Genomic DNA, 17524 nt, shown 5'->3' with positions numbered 1-17524 from the left:
GGCTCATTTGATAATCCCGAGAATCTTCTCCCCTTATAAAAAGCGACCCCGCCTCTGATCAGAAAGGCGGGGCCACAGGAAGTAAACGCTTTTGATGACGGTGTGCAATGCAGTGAGCCGACTTGCGTTTCAAACTTTGTCTTGATTCCGAATAAATTTCTAACATTCTTATCCTATGCCCTCAAGCAAAAACTTATCCTTCTCTTTCGACATTGGTCATTCATCCATCGGCTGGGCCGTTTTAGAAAAAACGCCAAACCTACACCCAAAAATCCTAGGGGCGGGAGTTGTGACTTTTCCCGCAGATGATTGCCTTGCATCCACACGACGCGATCACCGCCGCACGCGACGCAATATTCGTGCCACACGGCAGCGTATTGAGCGGCTCAAGCTCTGGCTTGAGCACAGAAACGTCCTAACCCGAGAAGAACTTGACCAGCCGGGTCATGCAGCGCCGTTTCTTTTGGCCTCAGCTGCCCTCACAGGTGTGAGAAAACTCACGGCACTCGAACTCTGGCACGTCCTCCGCTGGTATGCCCACAACCGCGGCTACGACGGAAACTCCCGCTGGTCGCGGCAGGACGATGATGATTCTGAGGACACTGAAAAAGTCAAAAATGCGAAGGAACAACTCAACAAATTCGGCACACATACAATGGCTGAGACTGTCTGTCAGTTACTCGATCTCAAACCTGCCGATGTGGATAAAAAAATATCCTCATTCCTTCCATACAAAACACTCAATACAGCCTATCCTCGCTCGATAATAACAGAGGAGGTATCACGCATTCTCGATCTGCACTGCGACCAAATCGCAGGTCTGGACTCCACCACCTGCAAACTTATTTTTCCCGACAGGGATTTGACTCACGAGGAACGGACATTACTTACCAAAGCAAAGATCAAGCTTCCTAAGCGGTATCATGGAGGACTGCTGTTCGGCCAACTCGTTCCCCGCTTTGATAACCGCATCATATCGCGCTGTCCCATCACTTGGGCGAAAATCTACAGAGCAGAGATTGAAAAAGGCACCGATGAAAAAGAGGCCTGCCGCATTGCGGAACGTGATGCCAAAGTTCCTGCTAAAAAATGTCCTGAATTTCTTGAATATCGGTTAGCCAGGATTCTAGCCAACCTCAAGGCCGACGGCGAACCGGTCTCTGCCGCTACCAGACAAGCCATTTTCAAAACAGCCCAAGATCAGGGCAGGCTCACTCACAAGGATCTGGAAACAATCATTCAGCAGCATCACCCCAATTCTAACACAAACATTCACACCTACTTCCAGCTGCACCCGGATAGCGAGGAAGCGCTCGTATTTGATCCCGTGATGCACGAGCTTCACAAGGCCAAGGGAACACGTGCTAAACTCTCCCCATTCTGGAAATTCCTTCCCGAATCAACGGATGCATCAGCAGTTGATACTTGGCAAAAGGGCGACTCGGTCAACCTTCACTGGATCATCGAACAAACCAAGGGAACAGGTAATGAAGCCGCCCTGGAAAGCGAAATCGAAAAGCAGTTCAAAAAAGCGAAAAAGAATTTCGCCGATATTGATGATTTTTGCCAACGCACAAAAGCCTCCGTGAAGTGGCCGACAGGGCGTGCTCCTTTTGCCCGCCCCGTGCTGAAACAAGTTACTCAAGAAATCCTCGCTGGCTTTGATGCCACAAAAGCCTGCTTGGCCACAGACCAAGAAAAAGGAGAACGAAAACCATCCGATGGTGTTCTCTACGAATTTTCCGTGCCTAATTCAGAGGTTAACCAACTCCTGCAAAAACGCCCTCTTGAAAAACTAACCAACAACCCGCTTGTCCGGCATAGGCTTCTCATTCTCGAACGTCTTCTTGAGGATATGATCAAGGAGTTTGCCCCGAACGACGAAAAATCCATTAACGAAATCACCGTAGAGGTTGCCCGCGAAGTCAAAGAACTGTCGGGCAAGACTGCCAAGGAGATAGCAAGCGAGCTTAATGGTCGACTCAAAGACTTCAAGGCCGCTGTCTCGCACCTCGAAAAAGAAGCTCCTACCCTACCTGTAACTGGGGGGCTCATCCGCAAGTGCCGCATAGCCATGGATATGGGCTGGACTTGCCCGTTTACAGGGAAGTCATACGATGCTTACGAACTACCCAAACTTGAACTCGAGCACATCATCCCGTTTTCCTCTCGCAAGACCAATGCCTTGCACGCGCTCGTACTGACATGGCCAGAAGTCAACCGCTGGAAGGGTAACCGCACAGCCAGAAAGTTTGTTATCGATGAAGGCGGCAAAAAAGTGCCTAACAAGGAACTACTATCGATTCTAGGCGAGAAGCCTTACCTCAAACTCGTAGGTAAACTCAAAGTTAAAGGCCACGACGATGACCGCAAACGCCAACGCGCACGTAAGGCACTACTAGAAGTCACTACGTTCGAGAAGAAGGAACAAGGGTTCACCGAAGGCTCACTCACACAGTCCAGTCACCTCATTAAACTCGCCATGCGCGGTCTAATTAAACGACTCCCCCATGCAAACCTTGTCTCCATCCCAGGCATCGCCACGGGAGAAATCAGAAAATCATGGAGTTTACTCGGCACTCTCGGCCATCCCAATGTCTGCGGAAACGAAGCCATGCGTTGGTTGGAAAAACGAGACCGGGAAACAGGTCAACTCGTCACTGATGGATACAACAAGTTTCCAGCCCTCGGAACACCCGATCCTGCAAACAAAAAAGCCGTCAAAGCAGCACCCGTCTGTCCGAATGACGAGTGTGAAAAGCCTCTATCTTGGCCAGAGGATATTTCTGTCTCCCAAGCCCATTGCCCACATTGCCACGCCATCCTGCGCCGTGTGCCAAAACCCAAAGACGAAATCCGCAGCCTGACGCACCTGCACCACGCTCTCGATGCCCTGACTATCGGGCTCATCACCCATTACTTCCCGCTCACCCAATTTGGCCAGAACCAGTCAGGCAAGATCTGGCAAGCCCTCGTTAACCGCAACAAAACTGAGGAGGAGAAAAAGTTCCTCCGGTCGCTCAAACTATTCAGTGAACACGAGCGCAGAGACAAAAAAGACATTTCCAAAGTCCGCACAGAATTCAGCCTTAATCCGCTGCACAAGGACGTCAAAGAGCAAGTTATTCATCACCTCGCCCAAGGCCGCGTCGTGCAACACATTCCGGCCAACCGCTCGGGGACAAAAGCCGAACTAATGACTTGGGGTATCACGGAGTATTCTCAAGAACAGGTCAAGCTACATCAGAAAACATCAACCACCGAAAGCAATATCAGAGTAAAAACTCACAAAATCCGAACCGAGCGTCCAGATAAATTACTAGGTCCAAAGCCCCACCATGGCTCGGGTAAACTCAAAGCTGTCAATGGAGCTCTCATCATCGGGGAGAACTTCGGTCTTGTGCTTGATCCCGAACCCCAAGTTATCCCTTTTCACCAAGTCCAACGTCAGCTTGATGCAATAACAGAGATAAATAATGGACAGGTCCCGCGCATTTTAAGAAACGGCATGCTCATTCGCCTGAAAGCGAACCCTCCACGTTCGCAACAGGATTACATCGGCATCTGGAAAATAGTATCTATCAAAAACAACAAGGGAAAATTTCTACTCGACCTCATCCGTCCTGCCTATATCACGGCCCGTAACGGAGTTGCTTGGTCGGGAATGAATAAAACACTCGACCCTCTGCTTGAATGTGGCATGGAAATTGTCACAAATACTTACTCAGGGTGGGACACGTAAAAACAGTCTTTGATGGGCTATGCGCAAGCCGCTTGCTCTCTGCAAAACTATACCCACGGTATCTCGATTATCTCCGACCTGCTCGGATTGATAAACTCCTCTGCACTGTCATCCCTTTCCAAAACCTTGGAAAGATGATGCAGGGCTTATCTGGTGTCATCGTTTTCATTGTTGACGCTTACGACGCAGATCGGGCATTGTGTATAATACCGTTAGATTTATGTCCTATCACATCGTCAGCATCGACACCCCCGAGTGCTCTATCTCATGCAAGAAAGGGCAACTGACCTGCACAACACCAGAAGGCTCCAATTCCATCCCCCTTGAGGACGTTGCCGCCATTGTAATAACTTCATTTTCCGCCTCCATCCACTCCAAGCTCCTGCTAGAAGCCGCCAAACTCGGCGTCGCCCTGGTCCTCTGTGAATCCTTCAAGCCGGCCTCTCTCGTCCTTCCCGCAAACCGTAGCACCGACACCCTTCTCACCCGAGCCCAGATCAGCCTCCCCAAAAAAATCCGCGACAATCTCTGGAAGAAAACTATCAATGCCAAAACTCTGAACCAACTAAGCCTCGCCCAGCAAATCGGCCCATCTCATCGAGCCATTCCCCTTCTCGAAATGACCGCCAAAGGCCGTAAGCAACATAAGGAATCCATCTGCGCTCGTGCGTTTTGGGATATCTACGGTGATACCGTTGCCGAAACCGATGACTTCAAGCGCGGACGGAATGAAGGGGGCATCAATCAGCTTCTAAACTACGGCTACGCAGTTTTGCTCTCCACCGTGCTGCAAAACTGCTTCGCTCTTGGAATTGACCCCACGTTCGGCATCAACCACGTTGTACGTGAACGCTCCACCCCACTAGCATACGATCTCATGGAGCCTTTCCGCCCTTGCGTCGATTGGCGCGTCGCGCAATGGGTGAAACAACATCCAGATTGTCAGGAAACTGACAATTGGAACGTTAGTCCGGAGTTCCGCCGCTGGGTTACAGGCTTCCCTGCAGTGCTCATCGATTACTTTGGGCTCCATCTCGATATCCGCAGCTGCATCGAAGGCGTCATCCGCTCCTTCCGCAAAGCTCTCATCGAGCAAAAATCCGGACTTTATAAACCATGGACACACTCAAATTCAAAATGGGCTGGCTGATGGTAGCATTCGACCTCCCGGTCACTACAAAAAAGGAACGGAAGGCCGCTACAAACTTCCGTAAATTCCTCATCGAGGACGGCTACCAGATGATGCAATTCAGCGTTTACATTCGCCCCTGTGTCACCGCCTCTCGCCAGCAAACCCACCTTCGCCGCGTCAAAGCCCACATGCCCCCAGAAGGCTCCGTCCGTGCCATTTACATTACCCGCGCCCAATGGGAACGCTCCTACATCATCCATGGAAGCCCCGCAGAGGAAGTGCCTCCAGAGACACTCCCAGACCAAACACTACTATGGTAACTCATTGATAATAAGAACCCAACAAGACAACCATGTTGCCCTGTTGGGTTTTGGAATCAAGGCAAAGCACTAGAAACAACCTACACACTACACCTAATGTTGCCCTGTTGGGTTTTGGAATCAAGGCAAAGCGGCAAAGCCTTCTTCGCAGCTGACAAGAAGATGTTGCCCTGTTGGGTTTTGGAATCAAGGCAAAGCTTTCGGAATAAAGAGCCGCACACAACGCTAATGTTGCCCTGTTGGGTTTTGGAATCAAGGCAAAGCAAGGAAGATGACGAGGTGGTGGTGAAGGATATGTTGCCCTGTTGGGTTTTGGAATCAAGGCAAAGCTATGACTGCCGGATCACCTCGCCTGAGGGTATGTTGCCCTGTTGGGTTTTGGAATCAAGGCAAAGCGGCCTATCGGATGCCCCTTTCGCGGAGCTGATGTTGCCCTGTTGGGTTTTGGAATCAAGGCAAAGCGCTGGATGGTGTCGGTCGTGTGATTGACTTATGTTGCCCTGTTGGGTTTTGGAATCAAGGCAAAGCGCTGACTCGGTTTCATACGTGACCCACGATGTTGCCCTGTTGGGTTTTGGAATCAAGGCAAAGCAAGGGCTTATCGTGATGTCTAGCGCAAAGAATGTTGCCCTGTTGGGTTTTGGAATCAAGGCAAAGCAATGACGGCAGCGACAACGTGATTGATACAATGTTGCCCTGTTGGGTTTTGGAATCAAGGCAAAGCTACGATGTCTCGTAAATCGAACGTAGAGGAATGTTGCCCTGTTGGGTTTTGGAATCAAGGCAAAGCAAGCCCGATCTGGTTTTCATAGATGAATGCATGTTGCCCTGTTGGGTTTTGGAATCAAGGCAAAGCCTCGGATCCCTTAACATGACCGGGATCTTGATGTTGCCCTGTTGGGTTTTGGAATCAAGGCAAAGCACCTTAAAACGGTTCGGCATTCGTGCGAAAATGTTGCCCTGTTGGGTTTTGGAATCAAGGCAAAGCCCAAAGCTAGGGGCTGAACTATGCGCCAAGATGTTGCCCTGTTGGGTTTTGGAATCAAGGCAAAGCATGGATGGGCTCAAGGGGGATGCGAGTCTAATGTTGCCCTGTTGGGTTTTGGAATCAAGGCAAAGCCCATCGTGGGAGGGGTATAATCTTATCGAATGTTGCCCTGTTGGGTTTTGGAATCAAGGCAAAGCATCTACAAGCGGACACTGACCACGCAGTATATGTTGCCCTGTTGGGTTTTGGAATCAAGGCAAAGCGCAAATGACCTCGACCACGCGGCCGGTGCGATGTTGCCCTGTTGGGTTTTGGAATCAAGGCAAAGCTGGTCCTACCCGATGGCTAAAGACTCATGGATGTTGCCCTGTTGGGTTTTGGAATCAAGGCAAAGCGGCGACGAGATAGGCTATTGTTCCGTGGTTATGTTGCCCTGTTGGGTTTTGGAATCAAGGCAAAGCCATCATCGAAGAGGTCGACGAGCCGGAAGAATGTTGCCCTGTTGGGTTTTGGAATCAAGGCAAAGCATTCAATCATGAGATCATTTTAACCTGTTGTCTTCTTAAACCGTCCGTGTGCCCTGTTTCAGCATCCTAATGGCTAGTTAAGTTACGCGTTCGCCTTCTATCGTTCCTCCGGAACTCGATGTATCGGGCCGGTCTGATTCCCGGGCTTGTCACCCCGCGCTAGTCTATGTCACCTCTTCGAGGTTGCTTGTGTTGAGGGCGTGCTCCACTGGCACGTTACGCGCGACTTCTGATCACTTCCCTTCAGTCGCCTTGGCTTTGAGGTCGAATTTTTTATCTCCCACACGTTCGATTTCCACGAAAAAGGCGCCGAGCTCTCTGGTGAGGGAGAGCTGGCCGGTGAACCAGGACTCGAGCTGGGTGGTGCCGGCTTCGGCGTCGGTTTGCACGCTGACGGCGGTGGCGCCGGGGTGCAGGCGGAGCTGAACTTCGTTCTGGCCGAGCCGAATGTGGGCGGTGCCACCCTTGAGCTTCATCAGCTTTTTCTGCTCCGGGTCTTGGGTTTCGACGGGCAGCAGGCTGGCGGTGATCTTGTAGCGACCCGGGCGCGCGATGTGCACCGACCAACTACCGGAATAGGCCGGGAAGGTTTCCTTGTATTTGGCGCTAGTTTTCAGCCCTTCTAACACGTCGAGCAGGTGCTGCTGGCCGACCATGGGAGCGGAGAGCGGCGAGCTGCCATCGGCCGCGATGATTTTGGTGCTGCGCCAGTCGAGCGCGGTGAGGCGGGTGACCTGGTTGTCTTTTGCTCCCACGGTGAAGGCGCGAGGATCGTTGAGCGCCCGGCTGGCTTTTTGCCACCATTGGGCGTGGGCGGTGAGGAGTTTTTGATGCGCTTGCTGATGGGTGGCGATGTCGAGTTCCTGCGCGGTATCGGGTCGGTGGTTGTTCGCACGGTAAAGGCTGAGGCCATCAGCCAGAGCCAGACCATCGGCAAGAACCAGGGAGCCATGGTGGCGATGTTTCTCCGGGGACTCGTTGACTGGCCAGTTGCCGCGGTGAAAAATCATGGCGCTAGCTGCGGGTGCCACTTTCCATCCTAACATTTTTCGCAGAGCGTGGTTGAGATCCCAGTCGGTGAAGATGTCTTCTGGCTCCTGGGCGTATTGGGAGGTGTAGCAGTGCCACGTGGCCTGATGATGGTAGTCGGGCTCCTCCATCGATGGCATTTCGGCGACTATGATCACGGTGGGATGCTGATGCTCTTCTAACCAGGCTTTGAGCAATACTTCGATCTTGCTGCGACTCAGGTGACGGCCTTCGGCGAGGTGGATGAAACTGGGCATGTCTGCGGCAGGCTTGGCCAACACGAACTCCGGCGGAGCACTGCCCCAGGGATCTGTGAGGGTGTTTTTCTCAGCGGCTTCGAAGGCGTTTGCTTGGGTGAAACCGCGGCTGGCAGGATCGAAGGGAGCGGAGGCACCCAAGGCCCAAGCTCCGAGAAAGTGGCTGCGGTATCCTTTTTCCTCGAAGCGTTTGGCTAATGAGGGCGTCGTGTTAGACGCGACGGGTTGACGTCGCCAATCGAGGTCCTTGACCACGCCAAGCTGAAGTGGGGGCAGGCCGAAAAGTAAAGCCGCCTGCGTGGCGGAACGGCCGGGGCTGACGAGGTAGCGGCCTTGATGCTGCTGCCAGTGTTCGCCTTTCAAGACATCCATCTCCAAGCCATTGCTTTCACCTGTGGCCAGCTGGACGAGGATGACATGGGGCTTGATCGACTCTGCGCTCAGGCAGGAACAGAGCGCGAAGATCAGATAGAGAACTCTTGTCAGCATGGATGTGAGACTACAACATGGAGGCATCATGCCAAGAACGCCTTTCAACGTGCTTTTTGTCTGTCTGGGGAACATTTGCAGGTCGCCTGCCGGAGAAAATATTTTCCGCCATCAAGTGAAGGAAGCAGGCCTAGCCGACGCGATCCGGATCGATTCCGCCGGCACCGCCAATTACCACACCGGCAAGGGACCGGACCGGAGGATGTGTGCCACACTGCGGGCGCGCGGTGTGCCCAGCGATGGAAGTGCGCGGCAGTTTACGGTCTGTGATTTCCAGAAATTCGACCTCATCCTCACCATGGACGAGGAGAACTACAGCAACGTTTCCTCCTTAGCCCCAGATGCCGAAACGCTCACGAAGGTGAAGATGTTCACCAGCTTCTGCACGGTGGAGGCAAACCGCATTCCCGATGTACCTGATCCGTATTACGGCGGTGCCGAGGGGTTCGAGCAGGTGGCTGATATGTTAGAGGACGGCTGCGCGGAGATTATTCGGCGCTATCAGGATGGGGAGTTGGACCGCTAAATACGCGGAGGACGCTAAATTCTCTGGGGTTGATGACTCAGGTTTTTTGGACCGCGAATCTGGCGAATTGGGCGAATTTTTTCTTATCCTGACGATTCGTTGGATTCGTGCGATTCGCGGTTCGGAAACTTAGCAGTTTAGGGTTCGATGGTCATTGGGGTGCCTTCTTCGATGCGGTCGTAGAGGTCGATGACGTCTTGGTTGCTCAGGCGGATGCAGCCGCAGCTGGCGGGCTGACCTAGCAGGTGTTCCTGATTGGTGCCGTGGATGTAGATGTAGCGATCTCGGCTGTTGGCGTTCTCCGGGTCGAGTCCATTCAGGCGGAGGATGCGGGTGAGAACGAGGTCGGCATCGGACGGGGCTCCGTCCCAGTGGCCGATGGGGAGCCGGGATTTGAAAACCGTGCCGGGAGCCTCGCCGTCGCCAATTTTTTCACAGACTTCGAACCGACCGGTGGGTGTGCAGTAGCTACCTTCCTCGAAACCAAGACCATTGGCGGCGCTGGAAATGGGGTAGCTGATGACCAGCTCACCTTGCTCGAGGAGGTAGAGCGTTTGGTCGCTGATAGAGACTCGGATATGCATCACGCTTGGGCTGGGGTGCGGAGGGAGACGGCGGAGTTGTGGCCGCCCATGCCGACGGCGATTTTCAGCACGGTGGAGCCGCCGGGATCCAGATCGTTCGGGGACAGATTGAACCCTTCCGGCTGAGTGAGGTTCGGCAGGTTCGGTGGCAGTTCGCGCTTCCGTAAGAAGTCGGTAAGGATAGCGACATCGAGCACGCCACTGGCGCCGACAGTGTGGCCGGTGAATGGCTTGAGCGGGTGCAGCGAAACTGGGTCGCCAGCGGGGAGCGACTCGTGCAGCGCGGAGAGCTCCGCCTTGCCGTGTAACAGAGTGCCACTGGCGTGAGGGCAAACCGCAGTGATGGCAGGCTCGTTTTCCAGATCGGCGACCGCCTTGGTGAGCAATTCACGGAGGCCGGCTCCGTCCTCGGGCATGCCAATGGGCGAATCTGCATCCGAGTTGCACCAGTATCCTGTTAGTGAGACGGCGTCGGGTTTTTCCTCGATGTTAGAAAATGATTCCAGCACCAGCGCGGCACCTGCCTCGCCGGGGAAAAAGCCGGAGGTTTCTGGCGACCAAGGGTCGTTTACGGCGGTGGATGACAGCACCCCAGTTTGTGCGTAAACATCGAGCACCTCATCCATCAGCGGCAGTTCCACACCGATGACGATGGCGCGTTTCACCATACCTTGCCGCAGCATCATGTTTGCCATGCCGAGCGCATCCAAACTGGCGGCGCAGCCACTGGAGATCACCTGCCAGGGGCCGCGAATACCGAACTCGATGCTGACGGCAGAGGCAAGCTCGCCGTGCATCGAATTACTGGCGGCCATGAGGCCGAAGGGGCGTCGACCGGGCCAGGGCGAGACCCAACCGGCGATATTGCCACGGCTGCTACCGACGATGACAGCGGCATCGCGAAGATCGTCCTGGGTCAGGCCGGAATCGATGATCGCCTGCCGTGCGACGTGCAGCGACAGAAACGACGCAGGTGCCCATTTCCTGGAACAAAGCAGATCACGCCGCTGAATCCACGAGGCGGAGAGCTCGGCATAGTCCGACTCCGCACCTAACAAGCCAGACAAGGGAGCCAGCTGGCATTCCCCCGCCCTGATCTTGGCGGCGTGCTCGTCCGGACCATCGCCGAGGCCGGACGTCAGGCCAATTCCCGTGATGGCAATGTGCATGGCAGAATGTTCGGCGCGGACGACTAGCCGCAGCAGGGTGAGTTCGACTCACAAGGGGCTGGCGAAGCGGGTCGGTCCTCTTCCTTGCAGGGTGCCGCCATGGAAGGGTTCGGTGCCTGGGCTTTGAGATCGAGTTTTTCAATCAAAGCGAGGTCCTTCTTAATCGCCGGGTTCTCGGCGGTGAGCAGTTTATCGCCGTAGAAAATCGAGTTCGCTCCGGCGAAGAAGCACATCGCCTGGCCTTCCTCGCTCATCTGGGTGCGGCCTGCGGAGAGGCGGACCTTCGCCTTGGGACAGGCGATTCGGGCGACGGCAATCATTCTCACGACGTCGAAAATATCGACCGGATCGGAATCGCCGAGCGGGGTGCCGGGCATCGGCATGAGGGAGTTGATCGGCACACTTTCCGGCTGCGGGTTGAACTCGGAGATGGTCTCGATCATTTTCAAGCGATCCTCCGAAGTTTCGCCGAGGCCGAGAATACCACCGCAGCAGATGCTCATGCCCGCATTCTGGGCGTGGCGGATGGTGTTGAGGCGATCGTCATAGGTGTGGGTGGTGACGATGTTCGGATAGTGCTCGCGTGAGGTATCGACGTTGTGGTTATAGGCGGTGACACCGGCGTCCTTGAGCTCGACGGCTTCCTCGGCACCGAGTTCACCGAGGGTGACGCAGACTTCCATGCCGAGTTCGGAGACCGACTCGATGATGTCCTTCACCTGCTCGAATCGCTTCGTGCCGGCACGCACGCCCTTCCAGGCAGCGCCCATGCAGAAGCGAGTGGAGCCACTGGCACGGGCTGCGCGAGCGCGCTCCATGACGGCGTCTTTTTCCATCAGGCGTTCGATTTCCAGACCAGTGCTGTGACGCGCCGACTGCGAACAGTAGGAACAATCCTCGGAGCAGCCTCCGGTTTTGATGGAAAGCAGGGTGCAGAGCTGCACCTCATTCTGCGGCCAATTCGCCTCATGCACCTCGCGGGATTTTTTAAGAAGCTCAAAGAGCGGAAGGCTGTGAACGCGATGCAATTCGTCGTATTTCATAGGTAATAATGGATAAAATGTGGGTGGTTGGAAAAGTGGTGACGTCTGGGGCAGTAGGTGCCGCAGAGGAGAAAGGCAAGGCCTCAGGCTAGCGCACCCATCGGCCGCTGACGGTGGGCATTTTCCCTTGGCCGACAGATTCGTAGTTGGTCTTGCCCTTGGCTCCCACCAAGGTGGTGCCGACGGCCCGTTTCCAGACGGCGCTCATGCTTTCGCCCGTGTGGCAGCCCCAGCTTGTGCAGTCGGCATTCCGCGCAAAAACACTGCCGCGAATCTTGGAAAGATCATCTTGGTGTAGCCAGGCTTTACTCGCGCCAATGATCTCGCGACTGTAATCGAGCAGGAAGCAATACTTGTTCGAGTGGCCGAAGAAATCGAAACCAATGACCGAGCGCGACGGCTGACGGTTGATGGTATTAATCACATCCTGGCCACTACTGACCCAGACGAGAGTCACCTTGCGCCGTTCTGCAAGTTCGGTGATCCAGGTGGTGTAAGGTTTCCGGTCCTCCAGGCCTCTCGAAGCGTAGCCGGGACGGTAAACCATCCAGGTGATCGGAGCGTCCGACCCGTAGGCGCGGCGGATCTCCACCATCCGCAGAGTGGCGCCACGGATGAAGTTCGCCCACCAGCGGTCGTGCTGATCGCGGGTGACACGCAGATTTTCCCACTTCCGAAGAGCCGGGCCGCCGCTGAGAATCAAATGCCGCTGGGCAGATTCTGCCACGCTGGAAAAGCCAGCCATGGCAACCATGAAAAGAATCAGAAAACGAACGCGCATGGAGAGATTATTCACGTCACGGCGGGAGCTGTCCAGAGCGAACTCCTTGATTGATCAAGATGCAAGTTCAGCCGAATCACACTCATCCGGCTCCTTGAAACGCCGCTAGGCGGCCACCGCTTCGACCACCATCCAGAGCTCGAGCAGCAGGGAGACCGACCCGATTCCCACCAGCAACCATCGCTCCTGGGCGATCCAGCTCTCTGTTGACCCCAGCGCGCTGACAAAAATCTGATGAGCCATCGCCCAAGCCGGCAGCACGAGCATCGGCACGGCGGGCAACACCACAAACCAGACCGGCAGTCGGTTTCTTTTCATCCAGAAGATCACCACTAGGAAGGCCAAGCCACCGAGCAGCTGGTTGGTGGCGCCGAACAATGGCCAGAGAATCATGCCTCCGGTGCCAGCCGGTTTTCCTGCGGCGGCAGGCAGGGAAGCCATCCCCCAGGCCACGGCGATGGCAAAAATAGACGCTCCGTGTTTATTCGCCAGCCAGCTGAGCGGATTGGCATTCAGGGCGATCGGCTGCGGGGCACCGGCGTCCACCTCCTTCCGCATCAATCCCCCGGCCAGCTCCTGCACCACATAACGTTGGAGTCGGCAGGCGCTATCGAGGGTGGTGGCGGCAAAGGACGCCACAAACACCCCCATCAGCGCGGTGGCGTATTGACCGGGAACGCCCATCGCCTTGAGGAAATTCGCCGAGCCATCGACAAAGGCACCGACCTTGGCTCCCAGGCCCATCGCGTTCCAGCCGGCATAGCGCGCATCCCAGGCATCGGCACCTAACAGCACCGAGCCATCGGACGACTGAATCCCGAGCCCCAGCCCGGCCACACAGGCCAGGATCACCAGCACAGCGAGAAAGCCCTCCGTCAGCATCGAGCCGTATCCAACAAAGCGGGCGTCGGTTTCGCAGCGCAGTTGCTTCGATGATGTGCCGGAGGAAACCAGGCAGTGAAAACCGGAGATCGCCCCGCAGGCGATGGTGATGAAGAGGAAGGGGAAAATCATCGGCAGCTGCTTCGCCTCAAACGAGGACTCCAGCGCCGGGGCGGCAATTTCCAAGTTCGGCCGAATCCCCTCGACCGGTGCCCCGCCCCAAAGGCCTGCCACGATCAGCCCCAGCACCACCAGGCCGAGGGCGGATAACAGCTGCAGGGCATTGATGTAGTCCCGCGGCTGCAGCAGGGTCCAGACCGGCAGCACCGAGGCGATGTAGGAATAAACTAACAGCACCGTCACCCAGGTCATCAGCCCCCACGATTTCAATGACTCATTGAGCCCCCCGAGCCAACCGACATCGCCAAAGATCACCGAGAGATACATCAGGACGAGGGCTCCCACCGAGGCGAGCATCATGTTTCCGCCTTTGCGGTGAATGAACAGACCGATTATCACCGCCAGGGGGATTTGCAGCAGACAGGGGGTGATCGACTGAGGATAGGCGCGGAAGACCAGCGCGATCACCAGTCCGAAGATCGCCAGCACAATGGTCAGCGCGAGAAAGAGGATGAGTAAAAACAGCACTCGCACCCGCGGAGAGATCACCCGCCCAGCGATGTCGCCCACGGTCTGACCGCGGTTCCGCATCGAGACAATCAGCGCGCCGAAATCATGCACCGCCCCGATAAAGACGGAGCCCACCAGCACCCAGATCAAGGCCGGTAGCCAGCCCCACATCACCGCGAGGGAGGGCCCCACAATCGGCCCGGTGCCGGCGATGGACGTGAAGTGGTGGCCAAAAACCACCCCCTTGCTCGTGGGCACATAATCGCTGCCATCCTCGAACTCCACCGAGGGAACTTTCGCTTCGGGGTCGAGCTTAAAGATCTTGTTCGCCAACCATTTGCCGTAGGTGTTATAGGCAATCAGGTAGAAAACAAAGGAACCGAGCGCGATGACCAGCGTGAACATGAGGCAAGATACTGGAAAAGATGAATTTACGAATCAATCACCAAGTCAGCTTGTTGTGGCATCAAAGAATGAAACAGTCTCACCCAAACTGATCAGATGCATGTTCCATTTCTGCATTGCATCCGCAGCCCGTTTTATCAATGCTCGGCGCAGTTATGGCAGAGTGGTTTTACGGCAAAGACAATACGCAGCACGGTCCGGTTTCTGATTTGGAAATCCGCACCCTGATCAGCTCCGGCGAGGTTCAACCCGAGACCATCATCTGGCGCGAGGGCATGGCCGATTGGTTACCGCTCAAGGACGTGCAGGAATTCCAGTCCGTGGTCGCCACCTCAGCCGATGGCACCCCGGCCCCCGGAGCGAATCCTTACAACGCCCCACAAACCTATGCCGGGCAGCAGCCTGACGTCGGCACGATCCCAACCGACGCCTTGGCAATCACCAGTCTGGTCTGCGGCATTCTCGCCGTGATCATCTGCTACATCTGGGCCATTTTCGGTATCCCGGCAGTGATCTGCGGTCACATGTCGCTGAAGAAAATCAACAACAGCGCCACTCCCATCGCCGGCAAAGGCATGGCCATCGCGGGGCTCATTTGCGGTTACATCGGCATTGGTATCCAGGTGCTTGCCATCATTGGCTTCATCGTCGCATTCGCCAGTGCCTCCGCTGGCGCAGGCATGCCCTAACCAGGCTCATCAACAGGCACGACTAACAGCTCAATGAAACGTCATCGCCTGTGGCCGCTCCTGCTGCCAATCGTGGCCTTGGCCATCATCACGGCATTCCTCGGAATCACCCACTGGCTCAGTGGAGGCGGAGCCCAATGCACCGTCCTGAAATACACAGGCTTTTACTGCCCCGGCTGTGGAGGAACGCGCTGCGCCAAGAGCTTGGCCAATGGCAACATCGGTGCCGCCTTTGATCACAACGTTCTCCTGGCAGCCGCCGCCTTCCTGTTCATCGCGGTCTGCCTCTACCTGATCGTCCGAATCTCGGTGCTGGGAAAAAAAGCTCCCTCCTTTTCTAACATCCACCCTATCTGGCTGTGGGCAGGAGTGGCGATCATTGCCATCTTCACCATCCTCCGCAACCTCCCAGCCACGCCCTTCTCCCACCTCGCACCGTAGCTGGAGGAGGGTTTTGAAAATGAACAGCGTAGGCGTCTTAGCGCGAGGGCATCACCTGCAGGACAAAGCCCTTGAGGTATTCGGTCTCGGGAATTGCCGGCAGCACCGGGTGGTCGAGTCGTTGACCGTGTGAAGCCACCATGCGCAGCGAGCGCTTGGCATCCACCGAGGCCGATACGATATTCTGCAGGAACAGCTCACGGGTGGCGTGATGCGAGCAGCAGTAGCTCGCCAAGATGCCTTCCTTGTCGAGCAACTTCAATCCACGCAGGTGGATCTCTTTGTATCCGCGCATGGCATTGTTCAGGCTCTTTTTGTTTTTGGTGAACGACGGAGGATCGAGAATCACGATGTCGTATTGATCTTCACAATGCTTCAGGAAATCAAAGGCGTTGTGTTTCACCGCATTGATTTCCACACCATTGAGCTCCGCATTGCGCATCGCCGCAGCAATCGCCGGCTCGGAGGAATCGACCGCCGTGACACTGGCGGCACCCGCCTTGGCACAAGCGAGGGCAAAGCCTCCTTGGTTGCAAAAACAATCCAGCACCCGCTTGCCCTTCGCCAGCTTCGCCACCTCGCGGTGCGCGTCTAACTGGTCAAGATACAATCCGGTTTTCTGGCCATCTAACAAATCGATTTCAAACTTCACGCCACCCTCGGCGGTGGGAGCCTCGACCACAAACGGGTCGGGTTTTTCACCATGCATGATGGTGATTTCCTCCTCGATCCCCTCGGCAGCAAGCATTGGCGAGTCATTGCGCAGGATCAGGCACTTGGGATTCAGCAGTTTCACCAGCACCTCGCCGATGATTTCGCGATTGAGATACATCGCTAGAGTCAGGGTTTGCAGCACCACGTGGTCGTCATAGCGATCCACCACCACGCCGGGCAGTCCGTCCGACTCACTCCAGACAATGCGCGCCAGCTTGGGATCGATCCCCGACCGCTCACGCAGCTCGATCGCTTGGGAGATCCGGCGCTCGAAAAACTCCGCTTCCAGCTTCTGCTTGCGACGTGAAATCCGGCGGGCGACAATCTGCGACTGCGGGTTGTAAATCGCCGTGCCCAGTGGCCGATCGCGGAAATCCTTGAGCGAGATCACCTCCCCTGGCTGGGGGTCGCCAAAGACTTTCTGGATTTCCGAAGCGTAAACCCAATCGTGTCCGTGAAAAATACGTGCGCGTGGTCTGATGATAATTCCTGGCATGGCGACACCGTTGAAGCATGGTTGGCGAGGAAATGGGAGACAATTCGCACATTGTGGATACCTGCGGTGCTGGACAGAATTAACAGAATTTTTCAGAATTACTTAGTTTGAGCGTCCACATGCCAGTTGAATTAACAACCGAAGAAAAAATTCTGCGAAATTATGTTAATTCTGTCCAGCGTCGCAGACCACCAGCCGGAAAATTGACACCAGCCCCCATCCGTGGCAATTTTCTCCGCACATCCATGAGTCAGCCTGATCCAAACTACGCCATTGCCCGCATCGATCTCCCCGATGCCGGGACCCACGGGTGGCAGGTGCGACTGCAACGCCGCGGCATCAAGTATGCCAAGTTCTTTGGCGATCGGGTGCACGGTCATCCGGAGCACGCCCTGCTCGCCGCCCGCCGCTGGCGCAATGCCCTGCTGGAAAAGCTCACCGACCAAGCACGTATCTGCGAGCGCTCACCGCGCAACAGCTCGGGCGTGGTAGGCGTTTCCAAAATCACCGTCAGCGCCGCCAACGGCACCACCTATCACTTCTGGCAAGCCACCTGGTCCCCCGCCCCCGGCCAGCGCCGCTGCGTCAAGTTCAGCATCAAACGCTACGGCGACCGCGAAGCCTTCCAACGCGCCGTCGAAGCGCGGACGGAGGGGATTAACGATTAGCTCACAGCTCGT

The 17524-nt window shown here is 55.6% G+C and carries 14 protein-coding genes and 1 CRISPR repeat array; of the genes, 7 read left to right on the top strand and 7 right to left on the bottom strand.

The features are described from left to right. The first annotated feature begins 175 nt into the window (after positions 1-175). The 3 genes from cas9 to cas2 all read left to right on the top strand — a co-directional run bounded on the left by cas9 (position 176) and on the right by cas2 (position 5194). Positions 176-3742 (top strand): type II CRISPR RNA-guided endonuclease Cas9, encoded by a 3567-nt coding sequence (gene cas9 / locus JO972_RS04310; RefSeq protein ID WP_309488769.1) that lies wholly within the window; start codon positions 176-178, stop codon positions 3740-3742. A 220-nt stretch (positions 3743-3962) separates the two neighbouring features. Then, positions 3963-4892, top strand: coding sequence for a type II CRISPR-associated endonuclease Cas1 (gene cas1 / locus JO972_RS04305; protein ID WP_309488768.1), 930 nt, complete (start codon positions 3963-3965; stop codon positions 4890-4892). Continuing rightward, a complete protein-coding gene (cas2, locus tag JO972_RS04300) occupies positions 4859-5194 on the top strand; it encodes a CRISPR-associated endonuclease Cas2 (RefSeq protein ID WP_309488767.1) in 336 nt (111 codons plus the stop codon). The genes cas1 and cas2 overlap by 34 nt, the downstream gene beginning before the upstream one ends. A gap of 32 nt (positions 5195-5226) precedes the next feature. Next, positions 5227-6709: a CRISPR direct-repeat array (repeat unit 36 nt; unit sequence ATGTTGCCCTGTTGGGTTTTGGAATCAAGGCAAAGC). A 233-nt stretch (positions 6710-6942) separates the two neighbouring features. Here cas2 and JO972_RS04295 read toward each other — a convergent pair. Continuing rightward, positions 6943-8484, bottom strand: coding sequence for an alkaline phosphatase family protein (locus JO972_RS04295; RefSeq protein ID WP_309488766.1), 1542 nt, complete (start codon positions 8482-8484; stop codon positions 6943-6945). 28 nt (positions 8485-8512) lie between these two features. On the opposite strand from JO972_RS04295, the gene JO972_RS04290 reads away from it, so the two are divergent. Then, on the top strand, positions 8513-9010 hold the full coding sequence (locus tag JO972_RS04290) for a low molecular weight protein-tyrosine-phosphatase (protein ID WP_309488765.1): 498 nt from the start codon (positions 8513-8515) through the stop codon (positions 9008-9010). A gap of 137 nt (positions 9011-9147) precedes the next feature. Here JO972_RS04290 and JO972_RS04285 read toward each other — a convergent pair whose 3' ends face one another. From JO972_RS04285 to JO972_RS04265, 5 genes are all read right to left on the bottom strand, one after another. Continuing rightward, on the bottom strand, positions 9148-9594 hold the full coding sequence (locus tag JO972_RS04285) for a L,D-transpeptidase (RefSeq protein ID WP_309488953.1): 447 nt from the start codon (positions 9592-9594) through the stop codon (positions 9148-9150). Then, positions 9594-10763, bottom strand: a complete 1170-nt coding sequence (locus tag JO972_RS04280; protein WP_309488764.1) for a beta-ketoacyl synthase N-terminal-like domain-containing protein — start codon at positions 10761-10763, stop codon at positions 9594-9596. Before JO972_RS04280 ends, JO972_RS04285 begins: the two co-directional genes overlap by 1 nt. Positions 10764-10786: 23 nt before the next feature. Further along, a complete protein-coding gene (bioB, locus tag JO972_RS04275) occupies positions 10787-11806 on the bottom strand; it encodes a biotin synthase BioB (RefSeq protein WP_309488763.1) in 1020 nt (339 codons plus the stop codon). Positions 11807-11894: 88 nt separating this feature from the next. Beyond that, positions 11895-12587, bottom strand: a complete 693-nt coding sequence (locus tag JO972_RS04270; RefSeq protein WP_309488762.1) for a hypothetical protein — start codon at positions 12585-12587, stop codon at positions 11895-11897. Between the two features lie 105 nt (positions 12588-12692). Beyond that, positions 12693-14504: a carbon starvation CstA family protein gene (locus JO972_RS04265; protein ID WP_309488761.1), complete on the bottom strand. Its 1812-nt coding sequence runs from the start codon at positions 14502-14504 to the stop codon at positions 12693-12695. A 155-nt stretch (positions 14505-14659) separates the two neighbouring features. Between JO972_RS04265 and JO972_RS04260 the strand changes: the two genes are divergently transcribed. Beyond that, positions 14660-15193, top strand: a complete 534-nt coding sequence (locus tag JO972_RS04260) for a GYF domain-containing protein (RefSeq protein ID WP_309488760.1) — start codon at positions 14660-14662, stop codon at positions 15191-15193. A gap of 33 nt (positions 15194-15226) precedes the next feature. Then, a complete protein-coding gene (locus JO972_RS04255; RefSeq protein WP_309488759.1) occupies positions 15227-15634 on the top strand; it encodes a DUF2752 domain-containing protein in 408 nt (135 codons plus the stop codon). Positions 15635-15671: 37 nt separating this feature from the next. Here JO972_RS04255 and JO972_RS04250 read toward each other — a convergent pair whose 3' ends face one another. Then, positions 15672-16844, bottom strand: coding sequence for a class I SAM-dependent rRNA methyltransferase (locus tag JO972_RS04250; protein ID WP_309488758.1), 1173 nt, complete (start codon positions 16842-16844; stop codon positions 15672-15674). Between the two features lie 245 nt (positions 16845-17089). Between JO972_RS04250 and JO972_RS04245 the strand changes: the two genes are divergently transcribed. Continuing rightward, entirely contained in the window at positions 17090-17512 is a 423-nt protein-coding gene (locus tag JO972_RS04245; protein ID WP_309488757.1) for a hypothetical protein, read from the top strand. Positions 17513-17524: the final 12 nt, after the last annotated feature.

It is taken from the genome of Oceaniferula flava (assembly GCF_016811075.1).
Lineage (GTDB): Bacteria > Verrucomicrobiota > Verrucomicrobiia > Verrucomicrobiales > Akkermansiaceae > Oceaniferula > Oceaniferula flava.
This window is presented reverse-complemented; position numbering and strand designations above follow the sequence as displayed.